This window comes from Marinobacter sp., from assembly GCF_035268745.1.
Classification (GTDB): Bacteria; Pseudomonadota; Gammaproteobacteria; order Pseudomonadales; family Oleiphilaceae; genus Marinobacter.
The window spans coordinates 61,258-82,393 of record NZ_DATFKH010000057.1 but is presented as its reverse complement, the minus strand read 5'-3'; the positions used below and the strand labels follow the sequence as shown (position 1 = coordinate 82,393).

The 21,136-nt window shown below is 57.4% G+C and carries 20 protein-coding genes; 7 read left to right on the top strand and 13 right to left on the bottom strand.

From position 1 onward, the window contains the following. Window positions 1-13: 13 nt before the first annotated feature. Together recG and VJ956_RS05165 are read right to left on the bottom strand one after the other, a co-directional pair. Window positions 14-2,089 carry an ATP-dependent DNA helicase RecG gene (gene recG, locus VJ956_RS05170; RefSeq protein ID WP_324082402.1) on the bottom strand — a complete coding sequence of 692 codons (2,076 nt, stop codon included), beginning with the start codon at window positions 2,087-2,089 and terminating at the stop codon, window positions 14-16. 8 nt (window positions 2,090-2,097) lie between these two features. Further along, the gene (locus VJ956_RS05165) at window positions 2,098-3,060 is read right to left on the bottom strand and encodes a hydrogen peroxide-inducible genes activator (RefSeq protein ID WP_324082400.1); all 963 of its coding nucleotides are present in this window, start codon (window positions 3,058-3,060) and stop codon (window positions 2,098-2,100) included. 49 nt (window positions 3,061-3,109) lie between these two features. Here VJ956_RS05165 and VJ956_RS05160 point away from each other — a divergent pair, with 49 nt between their 5' ends. After that, window positions 3,110-3,988, top strand: coding sequence for an NAD-dependent epimerase/dehydratase family protein (locus VJ956_RS05160; RefSeq protein WP_324082398.1), 879 nt, complete (start codon window positions 3,110-3,112; stop codon window positions 3,986-3,988). A gap of 13 nt (window positions 3,989-4,001) precedes the next feature. On the opposite strand, the gene VJ956_RS05155 is transcribed toward VJ956_RS05160, so the two are convergent. The 5 genes from VJ956_RS05155 to VJ956_RS05135 form a co-directional block, all read right to left on the bottom strand. Beyond that, window positions 4,002-4,388 (bottom strand): RidA family protein, encoded by a 387-nt coding sequence (locus VJ956_RS05155; protein WP_324082397.1) that lies wholly within the window; start codon window positions 4,386-4,388, stop codon window positions 4,002-4,004. Window positions 4,389-4,489: 101 nt separating this feature from the next. Then, complete coding sequence (locus tag VJ956_RS05150; RefSeq protein WP_324082395.1) at window positions 4,490-6,634, bottom strand: RelA/SpoT family protein; 2,145 nt, start codon at window positions 6,632-6,634, stop codon at window positions 4,490-4,492. A gap of 190 nt (window positions 6,635-6,824) precedes the next feature. Beyond that, the gene (rpoZ, locus tag VJ956_RS05145; protein WP_324082393.1) at window positions 6,825-7,037 is read right to left on the bottom strand and encodes a DNA-directed RNA polymerase subunit omega; all 213 of its coding nucleotides are present in this window, start codon (window positions 7,035-7,037) and stop codon (window positions 6,825-6,827) included. Window positions 7,038-7,127: 90 nt separating this feature from the next. Further along, window positions 7,128-7,760, bottom strand: a complete 633-nt coding sequence (gene gmk / locus VJ956_RS05140; protein ID WP_324082391.1) for a guanylate kinase — start codon at window positions 7,758-7,760, stop codon at window positions 7,128-7,130. A 78-nt stretch (window positions 7,761-7,838) separates the two neighbouring features. After that, window positions 7,839-8,702, bottom strand: a complete 864-nt coding sequence (locus VJ956_RS05135) for a YicC/YloC family endoribonuclease (RefSeq protein ID WP_324082389.1) — start codon at window positions 8,700-8,702, stop codon at window positions 7,839-7,841. Window positions 8,703-8,822: 120 nt separating this feature from the next. Between VJ956_RS05135 and rph the strand changes: the two genes are divergently transcribed. Next, window positions 8,823-9,539 carry a ribonuclease PH gene (rph, locus tag VJ956_RS05130; RefSeq protein WP_324082387.1) on the top strand — a complete coding sequence of 239 codons (717 nt, stop codon included), beginning with the start codon at window positions 8,823-8,825 and terminating at the stop codon, window positions 9,537-9,539. Between the two features lie 147 nt (window positions 9,540-9,686). Here rph and VJ956_RS05125 read toward each other — a convergent pair whose 3' ends face one another. Further along, on the bottom strand, window positions 9,687-10,493 hold the full coding sequence (locus VJ956_RS05125; RefSeq protein ID WP_324082385.1) for an exodeoxyribonuclease III: 807 nt from the start codon (window positions 10,491-10,493) through the stop codon (window positions 9,687-9,689). Window positions 10,494-10,574: 81 nt separating this feature from the next. Here VJ956_RS05125 and pyrE point away from each other — a divergent pair, with 81 nt between their 5' ends. Both pyrE and VJ956_RS05115 read left to right on the top strand, forming a co-directional pair. Then, window positions 10,575-11,213, top strand: coding sequence for an orotate phosphoribosyltransferase (gene pyrE, locus VJ956_RS05120; protein ID WP_324082383.1), 639 nt, complete (start codon window positions 10,575-10,577; stop codon window positions 11,211-11,213). A gap of 79 nt (window positions 11,214-11,292) precedes the next feature. Next, on the top strand, window positions 11,293-11,940 hold the full coding sequence (locus tag VJ956_RS05115; protein ID WP_324082382.1) for a DUF4124 domain-containing protein: 648 nt from the start codon (window positions 11,293-11,295) through the stop codon (window positions 11,938-11,940). A 67-nt stretch (window positions 11,941-12,007) separates the two neighbouring features. Here VJ956_RS05115 and VJ956_RS05110 read toward each other — a convergent pair whose 3' ends face one another. Both VJ956_RS05110 and VJ956_RS05105 read right to left on the bottom strand, forming a co-directional pair. Next, window positions 12,008-12,406, bottom strand: coding sequence for a hypothetical protein (locus tag VJ956_RS05110; protein ID WP_324082380.1), 399 nt, complete (start codon window positions 12,404-12,406; stop codon window positions 12,008-12,010). Window positions 12,407-12,572: 166 nt separating this feature from the next. Beyond that, window positions 12,573-12,899 carry a DUF2782 domain-containing protein gene (locus VJ956_RS05105; RefSeq protein ID WP_324082378.1) on the bottom strand — a complete coding sequence of 109 codons (327 nt, stop codon included), beginning with the start codon at window positions 12,897-12,899 and terminating at the stop codon, window positions 12,573-12,575. Window positions 12,900-12,987: 88 nt separating this feature from the next. On the opposite strand from VJ956_RS05105, the gene polA reads away from it, so the two are divergent. Together polA and VJ956_RS05095 are read left to right on the top strand one after the other, a co-directional pair. After that, window positions 12,988-15,747, top strand: coding sequence for a DNA polymerase I (gene polA / locus VJ956_RS05100; protein WP_324082377.1), 2,760 nt, complete (start codon window positions 12,988-12,990; stop codon window positions 15,745-15,747). 246 nt (window positions 15,748-15,993) lie between these two features. Next, window positions 15,994-16,368, top strand: a complete 375-nt coding sequence (locus tag VJ956_RS05095) for a hypothetical protein (protein ID WP_324082375.1) — start codon at window positions 15,994-15,996, stop codon at window positions 16,366-16,368. Between the two features lie 26 nt (window positions 16,369-16,394). Here the strand turns inward: VJ956_RS05095 and VJ956_RS05090 are convergent, their stop codons facing one another. The 3 genes from VJ956_RS05090 to VJ956_RS05080 all read right to left on the bottom strand — a co-directional run bounded on the left by VJ956_RS05090 (window position 16,395) and on the right by VJ956_RS05080 (window position 20,223). Continuing rightward, the gene (locus tag VJ956_RS05090) at window positions 16,395-17,780 is read right to left on the bottom strand and encodes an OmpP1/FadL family transporter (protein ID WP_324082372.1); all 1,386 of its coding nucleotides are present in this window, start codon (window positions 17,778-17,780) and stop codon (window positions 16,395-16,397) included. A 114-nt stretch (window positions 17,781-17,894) separates the two neighbouring features. Next, window positions 17,895-19,016 carry a PilT/PilU family type 4a pilus ATPase gene (locus VJ956_RS05085; protein ID WP_324082620.1) on the bottom strand — a complete coding sequence of 374 codons (1,122 nt, stop codon included), beginning with the start codon at window positions 19,014-19,016 and terminating at the stop codon, window positions 17,895-17,897. 172 nt (window positions 19,017-19,188) lie between these two features. Continuing rightward, complete coding sequence (locus VJ956_RS05080; protein WP_324082357.1) at window positions 19,189-20,223, bottom strand: type IV pilus twitching motility protein PilT; 1,035 nt, start codon at window positions 20,221-20,223, stop codon at window positions 19,189-19,191. 145 nt (window positions 20,224-20,368) lie between these two features. Here VJ956_RS05080 and VJ956_RS05075 point away from each other — a divergent pair, with 145 nt between their 5' ends. Then, complete coding sequence (locus tag VJ956_RS05075; RefSeq protein ID WP_324082351.1) at window positions 20,369-21,076, top strand: YggS family pyridoxal phosphate-dependent enzyme; 708 nt, start codon at window positions 20,369-20,371, stop codon at window positions 21,074-21,076. Window positions 21,077-21,136 lie beyond the last annotated feature (60 nt).

Sequence of the window (21,136 nt, the reverse complement as noted above, 5' to 3'; positions counted from 1 at the left end):
GAGTATAGGGTACCTAGACATCTCCGTAACGGGTGCGCTCTCCCAGCCAGCGACAGACCAGTCCATCAACCCGGTCCGGCTGGCTCATCAGCTCTGGCGCCATAACCCGGACCGGTTCGATCCAGCCTTTATCACGTTCGAAATCCGCCAGCCGGAACTGCATCATGCCGGTCTGCCGGGTACCCAGAACTTCCCCCGGCCCCCGGATTTCCAGGTCTTTCTCGGCGATTACGAAACCGTCCTGGCTGTCCCGCAGGGCCTGCAGGCGGGCCTTACCGTTGCGGGACAGGGGTGGGTGGTACATCAACACACAAAAACTGGCTTCTTCGCCCCGGCCCACGCGGCCCCGTAGCTGGTGCAACTGCGCAAGGCCCAGTCGTTCCGGGTTTTCAATAATGATCAGCGAAGCATTGGGCACATCCACTCCCACTTCTATCACGGTTGTGGCCACCAGTAAATCGAGCTGTCCACATTTGAAGCGATCCATCATTTCGGCTTTTTCAGCCGCTTTCAGCCGACCATGAATCAGTCCAACCTTCAGATCCGGCAGCCGCTCGGCCAGTTCTCCGGCGGTTGCCTCGGCGGCCTGACACTGCAACGCTTCGGATTCCTCGATCAGAGTGCACACCCAGTAGGCCTGCCGCCCGGCGCGACAGGCATTACGCACCCGATCGGTGACATCGTCCCGGCGGCTGTCGGGGATGACAATGGTTTCAATGGGCTTACGACCTGGCGGCAGTTCGTCAATAACCGAGGTATCCAGATCAGCATAGGCGCTCATGGCCAGCGTACGTGGGATCGGAGTCGCCGTCATGATCAACTGATGCGGCGCCAGGGTTCCGCCTATCCCTTTCTCGCGCAGGGCCAGCCGCTGATGGACACCGAAGCGATGCTGCTCGTCCACAATCACCAGGGCCAACCGATCGAAAGCTACATCGGTCTGGAACAGGGCATGGGTGCCGATGATCACCGCGGCTTCACCGCTGGCCACCTCCGCCAGCGTGGACTCACGGGGTTTGCCCTTGACCTTCCCGGACAACCAGGCCACCCGGATTCCCAGTGGCTCAAGCCAGGCTTTGAAATTCTGAAGATGCTGCTCTGCCAGAATCTCGGTGGGTGCCATCAGTGCGACCTGGGCGCCAGCAGCGATAGCCTGGAGGGCCGCCAGCGCGGCAACCACGGTCTTGCCTGACCCGACATCCCCCTGCACCAGGCGCAGCATCGGCACCGGCTGGCTCAGGTCCTGGCGGATTTCACTGACGACCTGGCGCTGGGCGCCGGTCAGCTGGAATGGCAGCCCCTCAAGGAAGCGCTCAGGCAGACCTCCGGTGGGCAGCAGAGCCAGCGCCTCCCGGGCCTGGATCTGCTGCCGCACCTTCAACAGACTCAGCTGGTGAGCCAGCAGTTCCTCCATGACCAGCCGCTGCTGGGCGGGGTGACGGCCTTCCATTAACAGATGAACCTGGGCACTGGCGGGCGGCGAGTGAACCAGTTCGACCGCCTCGGAGATGCCCGGCAACTGATATTGCTCCATGATGTGAGACGGCAACCACTCATGAACCGGGTAACGCCGGAGGTAAGTCAGCGCCTGCTGACACAGCGAGCGTACCCGGGGTTGCTGGATGCCCTCAGTCAACGGGTAGACCGGTGTCAACGTCGCTTCACCCCGGGCAGGCATGGGCGGCGGGTTGACCTGATATTCCGGGTGATAGAACTCGAATCCCGCACGGCCCGGACGAACTTCGCCAAAACAGCGGACCCGGACACCCTCGGATAGCTGATTTTTCTGGGCGGCGTTAAAGTGGAAAAACCGCATCACCAGAAATCCGCTGTTGTCTTTCAGAGTGACCTGAAGGCTGCGGCGCCGACCCATAATCAGGTCCGCCTTCATCACCTCACCTTCAACCACGCCCACGTCGCCAATCCGCAATTGTCCTATCGGGATAACGCGGGTCCGGTCTTCATAACGGTGCGGCAGGTGAAACAGCAGATTCTGCACCGAATGGATGCCGAGCTTCGCCAGAGTATCGGCCAGCGCTCTGCCCACGCCTTTCAGCGCGGTTACATCAATGTCGTCCAGTGACGTCATGCGTCAGCTCAGCAGGCTGCGGCAGCGGGTTTTTCGAGCCTGGCTTTTTCCATGACCCGGCACTGATTGGCCGCAAGCGATAGCACATCAATGGCCTTGGGACGAGGAAAGGTCACTCTCCAGGCCAGAGCAACGGTGCGGTGGGGTACCGGTGCAGCAAATGGTCTGACCGCCAGGAACTCCTCGTTGTACTGCATGGCCGTGGCCGCCGACAGCGGCAGAACCGTGATGCCCAGCCCGGATGCAACCATGTGACGTATGGTCTCGAGCGAACTGCCCTCAGTGACCAGTGATGGTGCCCTGGCACTGTCAGCGGTCGCACGGCTCACGGCTTCAATCAGCGGCGGACAGGATTCCAGTACCTGATCGCGGAAGCAGTGCCCCGGTCCCAGCAGCAATAGCTGCTCATGGGCCAGTTGCTCTGCAGTCAGGGTCTCGTATTCTGTAAGGTGATGGCCGCCCGGCAGGAGGACAACGAAGGGTTCGTCGTAAAGCGGCAGGGTAACCACTTCCGGCTCCTCAAACGGCAGCGCGATTATAATGGCGTCCAGTTCTGACTGACGCAGTTTCTTGCGCAGCGTTGCCGTGTAATTTTCTTCAATATACAGCGGCATATCCGGAGCACCACGACGCAGCTCGGGTAGCAGATGAGGAAACAGGTAGGGACCGATAGTATAGATGGCACCCACTTTCAGGGGCGCATTGAGCTGGTTCTTGCCGTCCTGTGCCATGTCTTTGATCAGGCCAACCTGATCCAGTACACGCTGGGACTGCTCGATAATCCGCTTGCCGGTTTCAGTAACACGGATGCTGTTCTTGCTGCGTTCGAACAGCGGAATGCCCAGCTCGTCCTCGAGTTTCTTCACCGCCACGCTCAGGGTCGGCTGGCTGACGTGACAACGCTCTGCGGCACGGCCAAAATGCCTTTCACGGGCCAGAGTAACAACGTATCGTAACTCGGTAAGGGTCATGGCGGGCTCCGGTAATTTATTATCCAAAGCATAAGGATTGAGTTTGCCTATGGCAATCATCGAAGACAAACAATCATCACGTATTCTGGTGGCGGGCTGCGGTAACCTCGGTGGCGCCATTGCCTCCAGGCTCGCAGACGAGCATCAGGTCTTCGGCCTGCGGCGGAACCCCGACCGTGTTCCTGATGGCGTCCAGGCGGTGAAAGCGGATCTGCTCGACAGTGATCAGCTTGCATCCGCGCTGCCCCCGGATCTGGACATCGTCATATACTGCCTGACGCCCTCGCAATACGACGACGCGGGTTATCGGAATGCGTTTGTCACTGGCCTCGGTAACCTGGTCAGTACCCTCGGTGATAAGCCGCTTGAACGGCTGTTTTTTATCAGCAGTAGCAGCGTGTATGCCCAGAACAATGATGAATGGGTGGACGAAACCAGCCCTACCGAGCCGGCAAGGTCGAGCGGCGAGATTATTCTGGAAGGTGAGCAGGACGCCGTTGCTTGCGGTCATCCGGCAACGGTCGTGCGTTTCAGTGGTATCTACGGTCCGTCGCGAAAACGCTTTCTGCAGGCGGTGATTGAGGGTGAGATGGACCCGCAGCCGCCCGCGCCCTATAGCAACCGGGTGCATGAGGCAGATGCCGCTGATGCGGTCTGCCACCTGGTCAGGCTGGTTCTGGCCGGAAAGCCGGTTGAGTCCTGTTACCTTGCCAGTGACTGCGAGCCAGCGCGGCTGGACGAGGTCGTCGCCTGGGTTCGTGAACAGCTACCGTGCAAGGCACCCGACCCGGATGCCCGCAAGGGCGGCCGCGCCGGAAGCAAACGCTGCAGCAACCAGCGACTGCTGGACAGCGGCTTCAGCTTCCGCTACCCGGATTACCGGGCAGGCTATGGCAGTATGATTGAACAGATGAAACGGCGGGAATAGAAAACAACCCGCTTCAGCTCAGAACCATCACCGCTTCCATTTCCACCGGCACCCCTTTGGGCAGTGCCGCTACGCCCACAGCTGCCCGCGCCGGGTAAGGTTCCTGGAAGTAGGTCGCCATGATTTCGTTGACCGTGGCAAAATTGCTCAGGTCAGTCAGGTAGATGTTCAGTTTCACGATGTCTTTCAGCCCACCGCCGCCGGCTTCACAGACGGCTTTCAGGTTTTCAAATACCTGACGCGTCTTGGCGGCAAAATCCCCGGCCACTACCTCCATGGTTTGCGGCACCAGCGGAATCTGGCCTGACAGATACACCGTATCCCCTGCTTTTACCGCCTGTGAGTAGGTGCCGATAGCCTGCGGTGCGTTCTCAGTCTGAATTATCGATTTGTTGGTCATGAACTTTCTGTTTCCTCCTGCAAATCGTGAATCGTCTCCTTCCGGCACCCGGCGTGTCAACAGCCGGAACCGCGCAGAAACACAAGGGCGTCAGGGTCGGGTCAGTTACGGACCCGGTTAATATGGGTAACCGCTCTGATATTGCGAATCCGGCGCATCACCCGGGCCAGGTGACGCCGCCCGTGCACGTGCACCACCAGGCAGACAACACCCAGTCTCGCATTCTGCTCTTCCACGTTAATGCGCTCGATATTACCGTCCGCCATGGCCACCGCATTCGCCAGTTCGGCAATAACGCCACGCTGGCGTTCAAGCTCTACCCGCAGCTCCACGGAAAACTCATCGGCAATATCCTTGGCCCATTTAAGCTGGGTCAGATTGGCGCGGGACTCATCGTCTTCCGGCAGCCGCGAGCAGGAGTCAGAATGGATTACCAGGCCCTTGCCGGAGTCCATGATACCTACCACCGGGTCGCCAGGAATGGGTTTGCAGCAATTGGCAAACCGCACCAGCAAGCCTTCCGTGCCGCGGATCGTTACCGCGCCAGGTTCTTTTGCGGTGGCACCGGTCTGGGTCAGCTCGGTCCTGACGTCACCATTACTGCCACTGACCAGTTGCCGTGCGACCAGATAGCCCATGCGGTTGCCCAGGCCGATGTCGCTGACCAGGTCGTCAAAGCTGTCTACCTGATTGTGCCTCACCACTGCCTCGATCTGACCGGCACTGATATCCGACAGTTTCGCATCAAAGCCTTTCAGTGATTTCTTCAGCAGAGCCCTGCCCAGTTCCAGCGATTCCGCACGGCGCTGGTTCTTCAGCACATGGCGAATACTGCTCCGGGCCTTGCCGGTGGTAACGAAGCTCAGCCAGGCCGGATTGGGCCGGGCGCCGGGCGCCGTGATGATTTCCACGGTCTGACCACTCTGCAATGTCTGGCTCAGGGAGCCGAGGTTGCGGTTGATCCGGCAGGCGACACAGGCATTGCCGATATCGGTGTGGATCGCATAGGCAAAGTCCACTGGCGTTGCGCCGCGGGGCAGCTCCATAATCCGGCCCTTGGGAGTGAACACGTAGATCTCGTCCGGGAACAGATCCACCTTGACGTGCTCGATGAATTCCAGAGAATCATCCGCCCGCTCCCGCATCTCCATCAGGCCTTTGACCCATTTGTCCACCCGGGTCTGGTTTGCGGAGTTAATGTCCGACGGCTCATTTTTATACATCCAGTGGGCAGCAATACCATTATTGGCAATATGCTCCATTTCTTCCGTGCGGATCTGAATTTCGATATTCACATGCAAACCAAACAGCGTGGTGTGCAGCGACTGGTAACCGTTGGCCTTGGGCATGGCGATGTAATCCTTGAAGCGCCCGGGCAGAGGTTTGTAGAGGCTGTGAACAGCCCCAAGGATCCGGTAACAGTCATCTACCGTGTCGGTAACGATGCGGAAAGCATAAACGTCCATGATCTCGTGGAAGGACTTCTGCTTGAACTTCATCTTGTTGTAGATGCTGCTGAGGTGCTTTTCGCGTCCCTGAATCCGGCCCGGCAGCCCTCTCTCTTCCAGTTTTTCGTCCAGCTTTCCGCGAATATCATCGATAATCTCACGGTGCCTGCCCCGCAATTTGGCCACCGCCTTGGAAATGTATTTCGCGCGCATGGGGTACAGGGAAGCGAACCCCAGGTCTTCCAGCTCGGTACAGATGGAGTGCATGCCCAGCCGGTTGGCGATCGGCGCATATATATCCAGGGTTTCATTGGCAATACGCTGGCGTTTTTCGTAGGGCATGGGGCCAAGGGTGCGCATGTTATGCAGCCGGTCCGCCAGTTTCACCAGGATTACCCGGATATCCCGGGCCATGGCCAGCGTCATCTTCTGGAAGTTCTCGGCCTGGGCTTCAGCGCGGGAGCGGAATTCAATCTGGGTCAGCTTGCTGACGCCATCGACCAGTTCGGCCACGTCTTCCCCGAACTGTTCCGCCAGGGCTTCCTTGGGTATACCGGTGTCTTCAATTACGTCATGAAGCATGGCGGCCATCAGGCTCTGATGGTCCAGCCTCAGGCTGGCGAGGATATGGGCAACAGCCAGCGGGTGCGTAATATAGCGGTCGCCGCTTCGACGCATCTGTCCCTCGTGAGCCTGTTCGGCATAATAGTAGGCGCGTCGCACCTGATTGATGCGATTGGAATCAAGATAGGCGCTAAGCTCACCAGCCAGCACTTCTACTGTTGCCTCTGCGGACACCGGGCCTCCGTCCAGAACAGGATATTCAGAAATAAAAAAACCCGAATGCAAAGATCCGGGTTTCCGTGACGTCACTCCATCAACGCTATTGCGTCAATGCGCCGTTAGCGCATTTTCGTCGCACCCTCTATATACATTACTATAAAACCGGCGCGACAGATTTCAACGTTTTACTGAATTCCTTCGACGCTTATTCGTCGTCGTCTTCGGCAAGCAGCTCACGGCCGATCCTGCCTTCAGCAATTTCACGCAGGGCAATAACCGTTGGTTTGTCATTCTCTTCCGGCACCAGCGGCTCAAAGCCTTTGGTGGCAATCTGACGGGCGCGCTTGGTAGCCAGCATTACCAGCTGAAAGCGGTTATCAACGTGTTCCAGACAATCTTCAACAGTAACTCGTGCCATGATTTCCCCGACGTTTAAAAATGGCTGATTCCAGCAGACCGCGTAGTTTAATGCTGCCGGACCGATTTGTATACAGGTATCGAGCACCGCTCAACAGCGTTCGGACAGTCGGATCAGCAGTTCTGAGTGCCGGACCTGTTGCACGCGCATGCGCAGGCGGTGACAGCTGACGATGGCCAACAGGCCCTCCAGCGCAGTATCAAAATCATCGTTGACCACCAGGTAATCAAACTCTCCCGCGTGGCTGCATTCGTCTGCAGCCTCATCAAGGCGACGCTCCACCACCTGCGGGGTATCCGTTCCACGACCGGTCAGGCGTTCCCGGAGTACCTCCGGCGAGGGCGGCACTATAAAAATCCCCACGCATTCCGGCATCAGCCGACGAACCTGCTCGGCACCCTGCCAGTCGATCTCGAGAATAACGTCCTCACCGGCCGCCAGGCGTTGTTTTACCCAGACCTGTGAAGTGCCGTAATAATTTCCGAACACATCAGCATGTTCGAGAAAATCACCAGCGACAATCATGGCCTCGAATTGCGCGCGACCGACAAAATGGTAATTTACGCCATCCTGCTCGCCGGTACGTAGCGGGCGGGTGGTATGCGACACAGAAACACTCAGCTTCCGGTCCCGCCTGAGCATTTCCGCCACCAGGCTGGTCTTCCCGGCCCCTGAAGGTGCGGAAATCACGTACAAAGTGCCGTGTTCTATCGGGTGGTTCATCAACAGCGCCCATTTTCCAGAATGACTTGCAAAGGCGGGATTATAGGGCCTTTGACCCGATGCAACACCCCGCGACAGCTATTCGATGTTCTGCACCTGCTCTCTAATCTGTTCTATCAGGACCTTGAGGTCCACAGCTGCGCGGGTGACACGGGCATCTATGCTTTTGCTGCTGAGAGTATTCGCTTCACGGTTAAGCTCCTGCATCAGAAAATCCAGTTTGCGGCCAATACCATCGTCACTCTCAAGTACGCGGGTGACTTCCGCAATATGAGCATCCAGGCGGTCCAGTTCCTCCGCCACATCGGACTTCTGTGCCAGCAGTACCATTTCCTGGGCCAGACGATCCGGATCGAGCTCAACTTTTGCCTGTTTGAACCGGTTGGCGATGGTTTCGCTCTGGGCTTTCAGCAGTGTCGGCATCAGCGCGCGCACTTCGGAAACCAGCGTGCCCATGGTGGCCAGCCTCTCTTCAAACAGCGGCCGCAGGCGCTCGCCCTCACGCTCACGGGCTGACACAAGCTCTGCCATGGTCTGCTCGAACAGTTCTACCGCCGCCGTTCTGGCACCGCTGTAATCCTGCTCGGGAGATGCCAGCACACCGGGCCAGCGCAGGACATCCAGCGCACCCACGTGAGCAGGGTTGTCCAGAATTCGATTGATATGATTGGCTGCTTCGTTCACCGCGCGCGCCATGGCTTGATCAATTTCCAGACGCGGGCTGGTTTCAGTGGACTGGAAGCGCAACGCCACATCGGCCTTGCCCCTGCGAAGTCCGGCTCGCAATTGCTCACGAAACCGGCTTTCAAGTTCACGGAGTGCGTCAGGCAGACGAAAAGACGGCTCCAGATAACGATGATTGACGGTACGAATTTCACAGGTCAGCGCGCCCCAGTCGCCCTGGGCGTCCCGGCGGGCAAATGCCGTCATACTTCGAATCATAAAGCGCTCCTTTTAAGGCACCCTGCCCTGACAGCGGGTTCTGCACTCAGTCTAGCAGAACACCTCGTTTGTCTGCGCGTGTTATACTCCGCACCCTTACTACCATCATCAGGATTCACTATGAGACCGAGCGGAAGAAGCCCCGATCAACCCCGCGATATCCGGATTACCCGCCAATACACCCGCCACGCCGAAGGTTCGGTGCTGGTCGAGTTCGGGGACACCAGAGTCATCTGCACCGCGTCCGTGGAAAACAAGGTACCGCCGTTTCTTCGCGGCCAGGGCCAGGGCTGGATCACGGCCGAATACGGCATGCTACCGCGCTCCACCGGCAGCCGCATGGGGCGGGAAGCCGCCCGGGGCAAACAGGGTGGCCGCACCGTCGAGATCCAGCGGCTGATCGGCCGTTCACTAAGGGCCGCCGTTGACCTGAAGGCCCTGGGTGAGCACAGCATCACCATCGACTGCGACGTTATCCAGGCCGACGGCGGCACCCGTACTGCTGCCATTACCGGTGGCTGCGTGGCGCTGGTGGATGCACTGAATTATCTGGTAAAGGACGGCCAGCTCAGAAAATCACCGCTGAAGCAGATGATTGCGGCGGTTTCGGTAGGGGTCTACAAAGGCACCCCGGTGCTGGATCTGGATTATCCCGAGGACTCAGAGGCGGAAACCGATATGAACGTCATCATGACGGATCAGGGCGGTTTCATCGAGATTCAGGGAACGGCTGAAGCTGCGCCATTCGAGCAGGAACAACTTGACGGGATGCTGAAGCTGGCGAAGCTGGGCATCAATCAACTGTTTGAGGTCCAGAAAGCGGCACTGTCTGATTAAGGTGCCGCTGTTCCGCTGGTCCGGAGAGGGTATCTTTTCCGGGACGTCTCCGGCCAGGGATGGCCGAAGCCGAGCGCACAGGGATGTGCTTGTAGCGTGTCCGGGAAAGCCTCTCTTATCGGGAGCGCGTACTCCCAAACCCCAAAATCAGATCCCGATTTCGATGTCGTAATCCATAATCACCGGGGCGTGATCCGAGAACCGGGTTGAATCATCAATCCAGCCGTCAACCACCGTCTTGCGGATACCAGGGGTCAGCAACTGGTAATCCACCCGGATACCAGCTTTTTTGTCGGAACCTTCTATCTGTTCCGGCCACCAGGTGAACTGGTTACTCTGCTTGTTCAGATCCCGGAAAGCGTCCACACAGCCCATTTCATCAAACAGACGGTCCAGCCATGCTCGTTCGTGGGGCAGGAACCCCGAGAAATCCAGTTTGTGGTACAACGGGCTGGCATCGGTCACATGATGGGCAGTCTGAAGGTTGGCACCGAATATGAACTGGCGGCGTTTGCGCAAGGTTTTCTGCATATGGAGCCCGAAAGACTCCATAAACTCATCCTTATGATCCAGCATCGTCAGATCGTCACTGCCGGTCAGTTCTTCTTCGCGACCGAGCGCGCAGGGAGCGAGCACCGATGCTACCGACACCCGGTCAAAGTCCGCCTGAATAAAGCGCCCTTCCCGGTCCGCCTGCTCGCTGGCAAAGCCGTACATGATGGCTTTGGGAAAGTGGCGGGTATAGATGCCGACACCGCCGTCCTCGTTGTGTTCACCGTCAATGAAGTAGGCTTGATAACCCTCGGGAACCAGATTGTAATCTTCAACTTCGTAGGCGCGCATACGGTGGTCCTGAACGCAGACCACGTCGGCATCCTGCCGGGCCAGCCATTCAAAAAAACCTTTTTCAACCGCCTGGGCCAGGCCATTGACGCTGATTGTTACGACACGCATACGTGTTCCCTGGTATTGTTTGTGTGTATCATACTGCTTTTACGCTTCAGTTAAAGTTCCAGACTCGCCAGACACCTTGCCATGCATGACTATCAGCAGAAATTCATCGAATTTGCCATTCGTCGTGACGCCCTGTGCTTCGGCGAGTTCACCCTGAAATCCGGTCGCATCAGCCCTTACTTCTTCAACGCCGGACTGTTCAATACCGGCAATGACCTGCTGGAACTAAGCAAAGCTTATGCCGCCGCGCTCAGCCGGAGCGGACTATGTTATGACGTCATTTTCGGACCAGCCTATAAGGGCATCCCGTTGGCTGCCGCTACTGCCATGGCCCTTGCTGCCGGCGGCACCAACAAACCTTTTGCCTTCAACCGCAAGGAAAAGAAAGATCACGGCGAGGGTGGCAATATTGTCGGCGCCCCATTAGAGGGCGACATTCTGATCGTCGACGACGTCATTACCGCCGGCACTGCCATTCGCGAATCCATGGATCTGATCAAAACTGCAGGCGCCCGTCCCGCCGGTGTCCTGATCGCGCTGGACCGCCAGGAGCGTGGTACCGGTGCCAGTTCCGCGATCGAGGAAGTCCAGGCGACCTTTGGCATTCCTGTGATCAGTATCATCAAACTGGACGAAATTCTGGACTACCTCAACACCCGCCCGGGTTTCGAACATCACGCCGCAAGGGTGGCGACCTATCGACACAGTTACGGTATCTGATCAAGCTGCATGGCATATTGCCCTGCTTTTGGTATGCTGCTGACAGCATCAACCGTTGCACGGAGTGCGTCTTTCTGTCATGAACGATCTGTTTAAGCCTGCCATTCTAACCTCTACCCTGGCGCTGCTGCTTGTTACCGCATCAGCTTCGGCGAGTATCTACCGTTATATCGACGAAAACGGGCAGGTGGTGATCAGCAATACCATTCCGCAAGCCGCATCAAAGCGTGGATACGACATACTCAATAACAAGGGTCGCGTTATCGAAACCGTTGATCCGGCACCTACGGCCGAGGAAATTGCCGCGCGGGAGTCCAAAAAGCGCGAGGAAGAAATGCAGGCGCAGCAGCTGGAGCTGGATCGCAAACTGCTCGAGCGTTTCCGCCACCCCGATGACGCGGTTCGCGCCCTGCACCGACAGATTGGCGCACTCAGGGAGCTTTCCGGGCTCAAACGCCGCAACATTTCGATCATCGAAAATCAGCTCGATACGGAGCAGGCGCGAGCCGCCGACCTCGAACGTGCGGGCCGCGAGATACCGCAAGCAACGCTTAAAAAGATCCGCCGGCTTGAAACCAGCATTGACGAACTGGAACGTGAGATCAGGGCGCAACAGGCCGAGATCGACGCGGTGAAGCGTCAGTTCATCACTGATATCGAGCGCCTGGAAGTGATCACCGGTAAATCCCGCACACTCCCCCTCGAAGTACCATCAGAGAGCGATTAAAACGGTAACAGGTGCGCATTAAAAAGGCCGCCCGGAGGCGGCCTCTCGACAACTGAATCCGGCCCTATCAGGCAGAGGCAGTTGTGGTCTTCTTGGCTGCCGGCTTCTTGGCTGCCGGCTTCTTGGCTGCTGGCTTCTGACCTTCTGCGGACTCTTTGACAGCGTCAGCAACGTCAGAAACTTCTTCAGCGCCTTCAACGACTTCTTTCTCGAGCTTGGCAACCAGGTCGGCAGCGAAGCTACCGAAACGGCTGTTCAGTGAGCGCAATTGCTCGAACAGGCTCTCGCTGTAGCCGTAGTAGCGGGTGCGAAGAGTGGTAACACTGTACTCACGAACACCGTTTTCGAGCTTTTCGGCGTACTCAAACGGCTTGGAAGCCAGCTTCTTCTGCTGCTCTTCAGCTGCGTTGATACCGTTCTCTACGATTTCCTGGAGCTGTTCCTGATATGTTTTAAGTTTACCCATGGTTTTCTCCTTAAAGATTTTAATGCATGTTTACGAATTTGAATTCTGCATCGTCCGGTCCAGCTTTTCGGGGACCGTTCTTTGAATCGACAAATGCAGAATATGCTTAAAAATTAGAATGATCATACTAATCGCGAAAACAATTCGGGTAGCGGAAAACATCTGGTCACCAGCGGAACAATACCCAACTTGGCACCAGCAGGTCGGTTTCCGATTCGCGGATCCAGCCTCCTCCCTCGGCGGGCACCAGGTAGTATTCGGGACCGATTTCAGGCACCACCTTGATTTCAACCAGCTCGCCGTTGACCCGGTATTCATAGAACACCTCGTTATCTTCACCGGGGCGGATCACAATCTGCGCTTCCGAGCCGGGGGGCTGGTAATCCGAAATTACCACCGGTTCGCGGGGAGGCTCGGCGGACTCCTGAGCCGGCGCGGCAAAGGTCAGAAGACTGAGCGACAGAGCAGAACAGGCGATCGTTTTTGGTTTCATGGTACCCTCTGGACCCAACGGTTTACTGTTGCCAACAGATTTGCACAAGCCACCTTGCGCTTCAATCACAATCCGGGTCCGTTTTGACATGACACAAAAGAAGACTCCTCCGGTCGTTCTGGTAGACGGTTCATCCTACCTGTTTCGCGCCTATCACGCGTTGCCACCGCTGATGACCAGCAACAATCAGCCAACCGGCGCTATCAAGGGCGTCATCAGCATGATTCGCAAGCTGGAACAGGATTTTCCCGGCTCCAAAATGGTGGTGGTCTTCGACGCCAAGGGGAAAACCTTCCGTCATGACATCTATGAAGACTACAAGGCCAACCGCCCGCCCATGCCGGAGGATCTTGGTGTCCAGATTCAGCCCATCCATGAGATTGTCCGGGCCATGGGCTTGCCGCTGTTGATAGAAGAGGGTGTGGAGGCTGACGATGTTATCGGCACCCTGGCGCACGAGGCCACCAGCAAGGGTATCGATGTGGTGATTTCCACCGGTGACAAGGATATGGCCCAGTTGGTGAGTGATCATGTCACCCTGATCAATACCATGACGGACACCCGGATGGACCGGGAAGGTGTAGTTGAGAAATTCGGTGTCGAACCGGAGCAGATCATTGATTACCTGGCTCTCGTGGGAGACAAGGTCGACAACATCCCGGGCGTCAATAAATGTGGCCCCAAGACTGCGGTTAAATGGCTCCAGACCTGGCGCAGCCTCGACGGGGTGATCGACCACGCTGACGAGATCAAGGGCAAGATCGGCGAATACCTGCGGGAGGCCAGAGAGACTCTGCCACTGAGCTATGAGCTGGCGACCATACGTACCGACGTGGAGCTGGATTTCGGTCTCGGAGATCTGCAACTGCGCGAGCAGAATGATGATGAATTGCTACAACTGTTCCGTGAATACGAATTCCGCTCCTGGATCAATGAACTGGAAAGCAGCAGTGAACAGGGCGATAACAAGGGCCGCGAAAGCGGAGGCAATCCGGACCCGATACAGAACCCGGGTCAACCCCTGAAGACCAGCCCTGAGAAGAACTACAGCCTGGTAACCGATGAGGCGTCACTGAACCGGTGGCTTGAACGCCTGAAAAAAGCGAGCCTTTTTGCGTTCGATACCGAAACCACCAGCCTGCGCTACATGGATGCTCAGGTTGTTGGAGTCTCATTTGCAATCGAGCCGGGCGAAGCCGCCTATGTGCCATTCGGGCACGACTACCTGGGCGCGCCAGAGCAACTGGGCCGTGACTATGTGCTGGCGCAGTTGAAGCCGCTGCTGGAAAACCCGAAGCAGCCCAAACTCGGCCAGAACCTCAAGTATGATAAAAACGTGCTTGCCAATCACCACATCGACCTTCAGGGCATTGCTGAAGACACCATGCTGGAATCCTACGTGCTCAATTCGGTGGCGACACGCCACAACATGGATGCGCTGGCACTGGAGTATCTCGGTGAGCACACCACTTCGTTCGAGTCCATTGCGGGCAAGAATGCCAAACAACTTACCTTTAACCAGATTGACCTGGAGCAGGCCGGCCCCTACGCCGCCGAAGATGCGGATATAACACTGCGACTGCATCAGGTGCTGCGGCCCAGGCTTGCCGAAACCGGGCGTCTCAGGGACGTCTATGAAAAAATCGATCTGCCGCTGGTTCCGGTGCTTTCGAGGATGGAACAGCGGGGCGCGATGATCAGCGCCAGCACCTTGCGCCAGCACAGCCACGAGCTGGCAGAACGTATGGCGGAGCTGGAAAAGGAAGCCCACGAGGAAGCCGGTGAAGCCTTCAACCTGGGATCACCAAAACAGCTTCAGGTCATCTTCTATGAAAAGATGAAGCTACCCGTGGTCAAGAAGACTCCGAAAGGCGCGCCGTCCACCGCAGAGCCCGTGCTCCAGGAACTCGCCCACGACCACCGGCTGCCCCACCTTATCCTGGAGCATCGAAGCCTCAGCAAGTTGAAATCCACCTACACCGACACCCTGCCAGAGCTGATTCATCACCGTACCGGGCGGATTCACACGTCTTACCATCAGGCAGTAACCGCCACCGGGCGTCTGTCTTCGTCCGAGCCCAACCTGCAGAATATTCCCGTCCGCAGTGAGCAGGGGCGGCGCATCCGGCAGGCGTTTGTGGCGCCCCGGGGCTACAAGCTGGTGGCGGCGGATTACTCACAGATCGAGCTGCGCATCATGGCGCATCTCTCCGGGGACAAGGGCTTACTGACCGCTTTTGAAAATGGTGAGGATATTCACAAAGCCACGGCAGCGGAGGTTTTCGGTATCAGTCCTGGCGACGTCTCCGCCGACCAGCGCCGCAGCGCCAAAGCCATTAACTTTGGTCTGATTTACGGCATGTCTGCATTCGGCCTGTCCCGCCAGCTTGATGTCGGGCGGAACCAGGCTCAGGCCTACATTGACCGTTACTTCGAACGTTACCCGGGCGTCCTGAGGTACATGGACAACATCCGCAAGCAGGCCCACGACGACGGCTACGTCGAAACCCTCTTTGGCAGACGCCTGTATCTGCCGGAAATCAACGCCCGCAACAAGCAGTTCCAGCAGGCTGCCGAGCGCACTGCGATCAACGCACCCATGCAGGGCAGCGCCGCCGATATCATCAAGCTCGCCATGCTCAGCGTGGAAGACTGGCTGTTACATGATCATGCGGACGAAGCCCGAATGATCATGCAGGTCCATGACGAGCTGATACTGGAGGTAAAGGAAAGCGCGCTGGCTGCCATCTGCCCGGGGCTGGAATCCAGGATGTCTGCCGCCGCCAGTCTGGACGTCCCGCTATTGGTGGAAACAGGCGTGGGCGATAACTGGGACCAGGCGCACTGACCGCGTCCTTGACGAATGACCGCGGCGCCATAAACGCACCTTTTTGGTGCATAAGATGGAGTCGTGCCCATAAATTGTGCCGCCCGGCCCTGTCGTAGACCCGGCCATTCGAGCTTGGGGCCTTGCCAGTCGGGCATGCGCCGGGAATTCGCGGGCCGGCATGAATTTCGCACGGCAATTGGTCGGCCCTTTTATCTCCCGGTTCAGGGGCCACTTTGGAACACCCCTACTATCGAGGCGCCTAACATGTCCACTATGGCATCCGATCGCAGTTGGCTGTTGAATCCTGGCGCTTTGAAACTGTTTAATCAGTGTCGGCGGCTGATCCAGTCAGAATTCGGAGTCAAACTCCGCACCACGGACGAGGAACTGGAGCATCGACTGGCAGAATATGCGGGCAAGACCCGCTCTTCCCAACTGGCAAAAATCTGGGAGGCTCTGAAACCGCAGATCCCCACCCTGGAGATGGCGGCCGAGGAAGACGATGGGCACCGAAACTCAGCGGACCGGTCAAAGCGGATGTACCGGGGGCAACCCACTGCTGAGGATGTTGCGCCCGGCAGAAACAACCCGGAACAGCGGAAGAAACTCATCTACCGGGGCCAGATTGTCGAGCAGTAACCAGGCGCAGCCATCCGTTGCCGTTATCAGAATGTCTTGCTGAGCTGGACAGCAGCGCCCCAGGCATCTATGTCATATTTACCGGTCAATCGTGCGCCACCAGGTGTGGGCTGGCCATCAGAAGTGTATTCCTGTTCATCCACTGTCGGATCCTCGATAATCAGGTAGCCCGCTGCCAGATCCATCGTCCAGCCCGAGCTGGTGTGGGCGTACTGACCACCCAGGGTCAGCCATTGACGATCTGAAGAAGGCACGCGGGCCGTGCGGAAGCTTGCATTTATCGGCGACGAGTCAAAGGCGTAGCCGGCTTTCAGGGCAACCGCTGGCGTAGCCTGCCAGGAAACACCGGCCGCAGCCGACCATGTATCCTTCCAGTTCTCCGGCACATGCCCGATCACCCCCGGCTCTCCGTATTTATTCTCGCCAAGAAAGGAAATGGTCTCATTCGGGGTACCTGCGTTTGCCTGGGTGCTGCGCACATCCAGTGACTCAAACCGGCTCCACTTGGTCCAGGTGGCACTCACCAGAAGGGTAACCGTATCCACCACTCTGTGACTGATACCAAAGCTGAGCTGATCCGGAATCTCCAGTTTCACAACGGTGTTTTCCGTCAGGGTCCGGGTCTGACCGGTGGGCCCGGCCGGACCGAATACCGGAGCGTTAGTGAGCCGGGCGCGCCCTTCCAGCTCAAGCTCGGTGCCGGTCCGGAACACCATGCCCAGGCGGGTGGATTCTGTCGGCTGCAGCTGGATTCCAAGGGTATAATTTATTGCCAGGTCATCACCTTCCACTTCAAAATAGCCATCCTCGGGCAAACCCAGTGAGCGCAAGTCCTGGAACTTGGTCAATGTACCTTCGCCATAAAGCAGATTGACGCTGGCACCAATCGCGAGGCCACTGTCGCTGGAGAAAGCCACAGCCGGACTGAAACCCAGCACCTGAAGATCGGTTTCATCCGCGAAGAACCGGCCGACGAAATCGTCGTCGTAATCCGCTGCCAAGCCATAAGGCGCATTGATGCCGATGCCAACGGAGGCAGTTTCATTGAGCTTGTGGGTGATGTAAAAATTGGGGACCACTGCCGTGGGCAAAAAGTTGCCGCCGTCACTGCCGGACACTGGGGTACCGTTGTCCCGGACTGCACTTCCCTCGAAGTCACCAGTGACATCCAGCACGGCGGCACCAAAAGACACTTGAGTGCCCTCCAGTCTGGTCATGCCTGCAGGGTTGAAATAGACGGTCGAGGCGTTCTCGGGATTGGCTACGGCACCGGCATTGGCAACTCCGGACGCGCTGGCGCCCTGCTCATTGAGACCGTAGCCTCCAGCCACCAGGGTGGCCGGGGTCAGAACCAGCATCGCTGCCGCAAAAAAACCGAGTCTGCTTGCGAAGCTGCTTTTCCTTTGCTGCATTCCATATTCTCCATAAAAACCGGCAAGTGTAGACAGGCCGAACCGCGGGCATCAATCAACCAGCCCCTCTGGCAAAAAGCCTGCTAGCAGGGAGCTTGGTAATCTGATTGGACGTCAGTCATTCTGAATAGACAGTTTATCGACACTCGAACTCAGTTTGTCGGCACCCTGTGAGTCGGTTCCCAGCTTGATCATCAAACGCAGGTCATTGGCAGAGTCAGCATGGGCCAGAGCGTCTTCGTAGGTAATCGAACCTTCGGCATAAAGGTCATAAAGCGCCTGGTCAAATGTCTGCATACCTGACTCCCGGGACTTGGCCATCAGCTCCTTGAGCCGGTGAACCTCACCCTTGCGGATCAGGTCCGCAACCAGTGGTGTATTGAGCAGCACTTCGATGACGGCCTTTCGGCCCTGCCCGTCCGGGGTTGGAATCAACTGCTGGGCCACCATCGCCCTGAGGTTCAGGGACAGGTCCATCCAGATCTGGTTGTGCTGCTCCGGCGGGAAGAACTGGATAATGCGGTCCAGCGCCTGGTTGGCGTTGTTGGCGTGCAGAGTTGCAAGACAAAGGTGACCGGTTTCAGCAAACTGCATGGAGTATTCCATGGTCTGACGGGTACGGACCTCACCGATCAGAATTACGTCCGGCGCCTGGCGCAGGGTGTTTTTCAGTGCCACCTCGAAGCTCTCGGTATCGATACCCACTTCGCGCTGGGTCACGATACAGCCCTGATGCTGATGCACGAATTCAATCGGGTCTTCAATGGAAATAATATGGCCGCGACTGTTCCTGTTACGGTGCCCCAGCATTGCCGCCAGCGATGTGGATTTACCGGTTCCGGTACCCCCGACGAACATGATCAGACCACGTTTGGTCATCGCCAGATCCTTGATCACTCCTGGCAGATTGAGCTCATCAATCTGGGGAATCTTGACCTCGATCCGGCGCAGCACCATGCCGCAAATATTGCGCTGAAAAAATGCGCTGACGCGGAAACGGCCAATGCCCCGGGCACTGATAGCAAAGTTACACTCGTGACTTTCCTCGAACTCCTGCTGCTGCTTCTCGGTCATCGAACCGTATACGAACTCCCGGGTCTGTTCCGGGGTCAGGGCATTCTTGGTCACCGGGTGCACTCTGCCATTCAGTTTCATGGAGGGTGGCACACCGGCGGTAATGAACAGATCCGAACCGCCTTTTTCAACCATCAAACGCAATAACTTGTCAAATTCCATCTTTTCACCCGTGTAGCTGACTATCGGTGTCTGGGAGTCGGGCATGGCTGCCCGGGGCACGCTGTAAATACGTCCATGTACGCTCGACAAAAACATCCATGTTTTTGACGTCCCCGGGCAGCCATGCCCGACTCCCTCCCAGTGTGTTGCAAGCCCCTAAAACACATCCGGTTCAGAAATTATCCGGTATTTTTGCTTTGGCGCGGGCTGCATCGCGGGAAATCAGACCCTTCTTGAGCAGCTTTTCCAGACACTGATCCAGCGTCTGCATGCCCAGAGAGCCACCGGTCTGTATGGCGGAGTACATCTGCGCGATTTTATCCTCGCGGATCAGGTTCCGGATGGCAGCGGTACCGATCATGATTTCATGGGCGGCAATCCGGCCGCCACCCATTTTTTTCATCAGTGTCTGGGAGATAACGGCCTGCAGGGATTCGGACAGCATCGAGCGAACCATGGACTTCTCCTGCGCCGGGAACACATCCACCACCCGGTCGATGGTTTTGGCCGCCGAGGTGGTGTGCAGGGTGCCGAACACCAGGTGACCGGTCTCGGCCGCGGTCAGTGCCAGTCGAATGGTTTCAAGGTCACGAAGTTCGCCCACCAGAATGATATCCGGGTCTTCCCGCAGTGCCGACCGCAACGCTTCGCTGAAACCCAGGGTATCGCGATGGACTTCCCGCTGGTTCAGCAGGCACTTTTTGGATTCATGAACAAATTCTATCGGGTCTTCAATGGTGAGAATATGCTCGTACCGGGTGTCGTTTATGTAATCGATCATCGCCGCCAGTGTCGTGGATTTACCGGAGCCGGTGGGCCCGGTGACCAGCACCAGCCCGCGAGCCACCGAGGAAACATCCTTGAACACCTGTCCCATACCCAGGTCTTCCATGGTCAGAACCTTGGACGGGATGGTACGGAAAACCGCGCCCGAACCCCGGTTCTGGTTGAACGCGTTGACACGGAAGCGGGCAACGCCCGGCACTTCAAATGAGAAGTCTGTCTCCAGAAATTCCTCGTAGTCCTTGCGCTGCTTGTCGTTCATGATGTCGTAAATCAGACCATGAACTTCCTTGTGCTCCACCGGTGGCAGATTGATGCGTCGGACATCACCATCAACCCGTATCATGGGAGGGAGGCCGGCAGACAGGTGCAAGTCAGACGCACCCTGCTTCGCTGAGAAGGCAAGCAGTTCAGTAATATCCATAGAGGTCCTCGGAAGGCGGTTTGCTTTGGTTCTGATTTCCGCCCGCGACGAGTTCTAGCCCTTACTGCCTTCACTTGGCATTTCAGTAACCTACGGGTAATGTGTCACCGTATCTGAGGCGGACCGGCATTGGCGGAATTGCACTATGAGCAGCATAGCAGACAACCTGGGAACCGTAACCCGACGCATACAAAAAGCAACATTGAAAGCAGGCCGGGCGCCCGGCTCTGTGCAGCTTATGGCGGTGAGCAAGACCCGCCAAGCCAGCGATTTGCGGGCAGCTTACGAGGCTGGCCAGAAAGCGTTTGGTGAGAATTATCTGCAGGAAGCACTGACAAAAATTGACGCCCTGGCCGACCTGTCCGAGATTGAATGGCACTTTATTGGTCCCATCCAGTCCAATAAAACCCGACAGCTTGCGGAGGCCTTCGACTGGGTCCACAGTGTTGATCGCCTGAAAATAGCCCGCAGGCTCAGCGAGCAGCGTGGCGGGTCGGGATCGCCACTGAATGTATGCCTTCAGGTCAATATCAACGAAGAGGACAGCAAGGCAGGCTGCTTGCTTGGCGACTTGCCAGCCCTCGCCCGGGAGGTCATGACACTGCCAAATATATCCCTGCGGGGGTTAATGGCGATTCCCGATCCGGACCAGCCAGAGGCTGACCTGAGGGCCAGTTTCCGGAAACTGGCAGATGCCCTGCAGGCGCTGCAGCAGAACGAATACCATGGCAAAACACCGGATACCGCTCTGGACACTCTGTCCATAGGCATGTCGGCTGATCTGGAGCTGGCAATTGAAGCCGGGGCAACCTGGGTCAGAGTCGGTACAGCGATTTTCGGCGCCAGGGACTAGTGTCCCGCGGGCTAAGCGGAAGCCCACAGGAACAGTTCCTGCTATTATCCAATTCAGTGC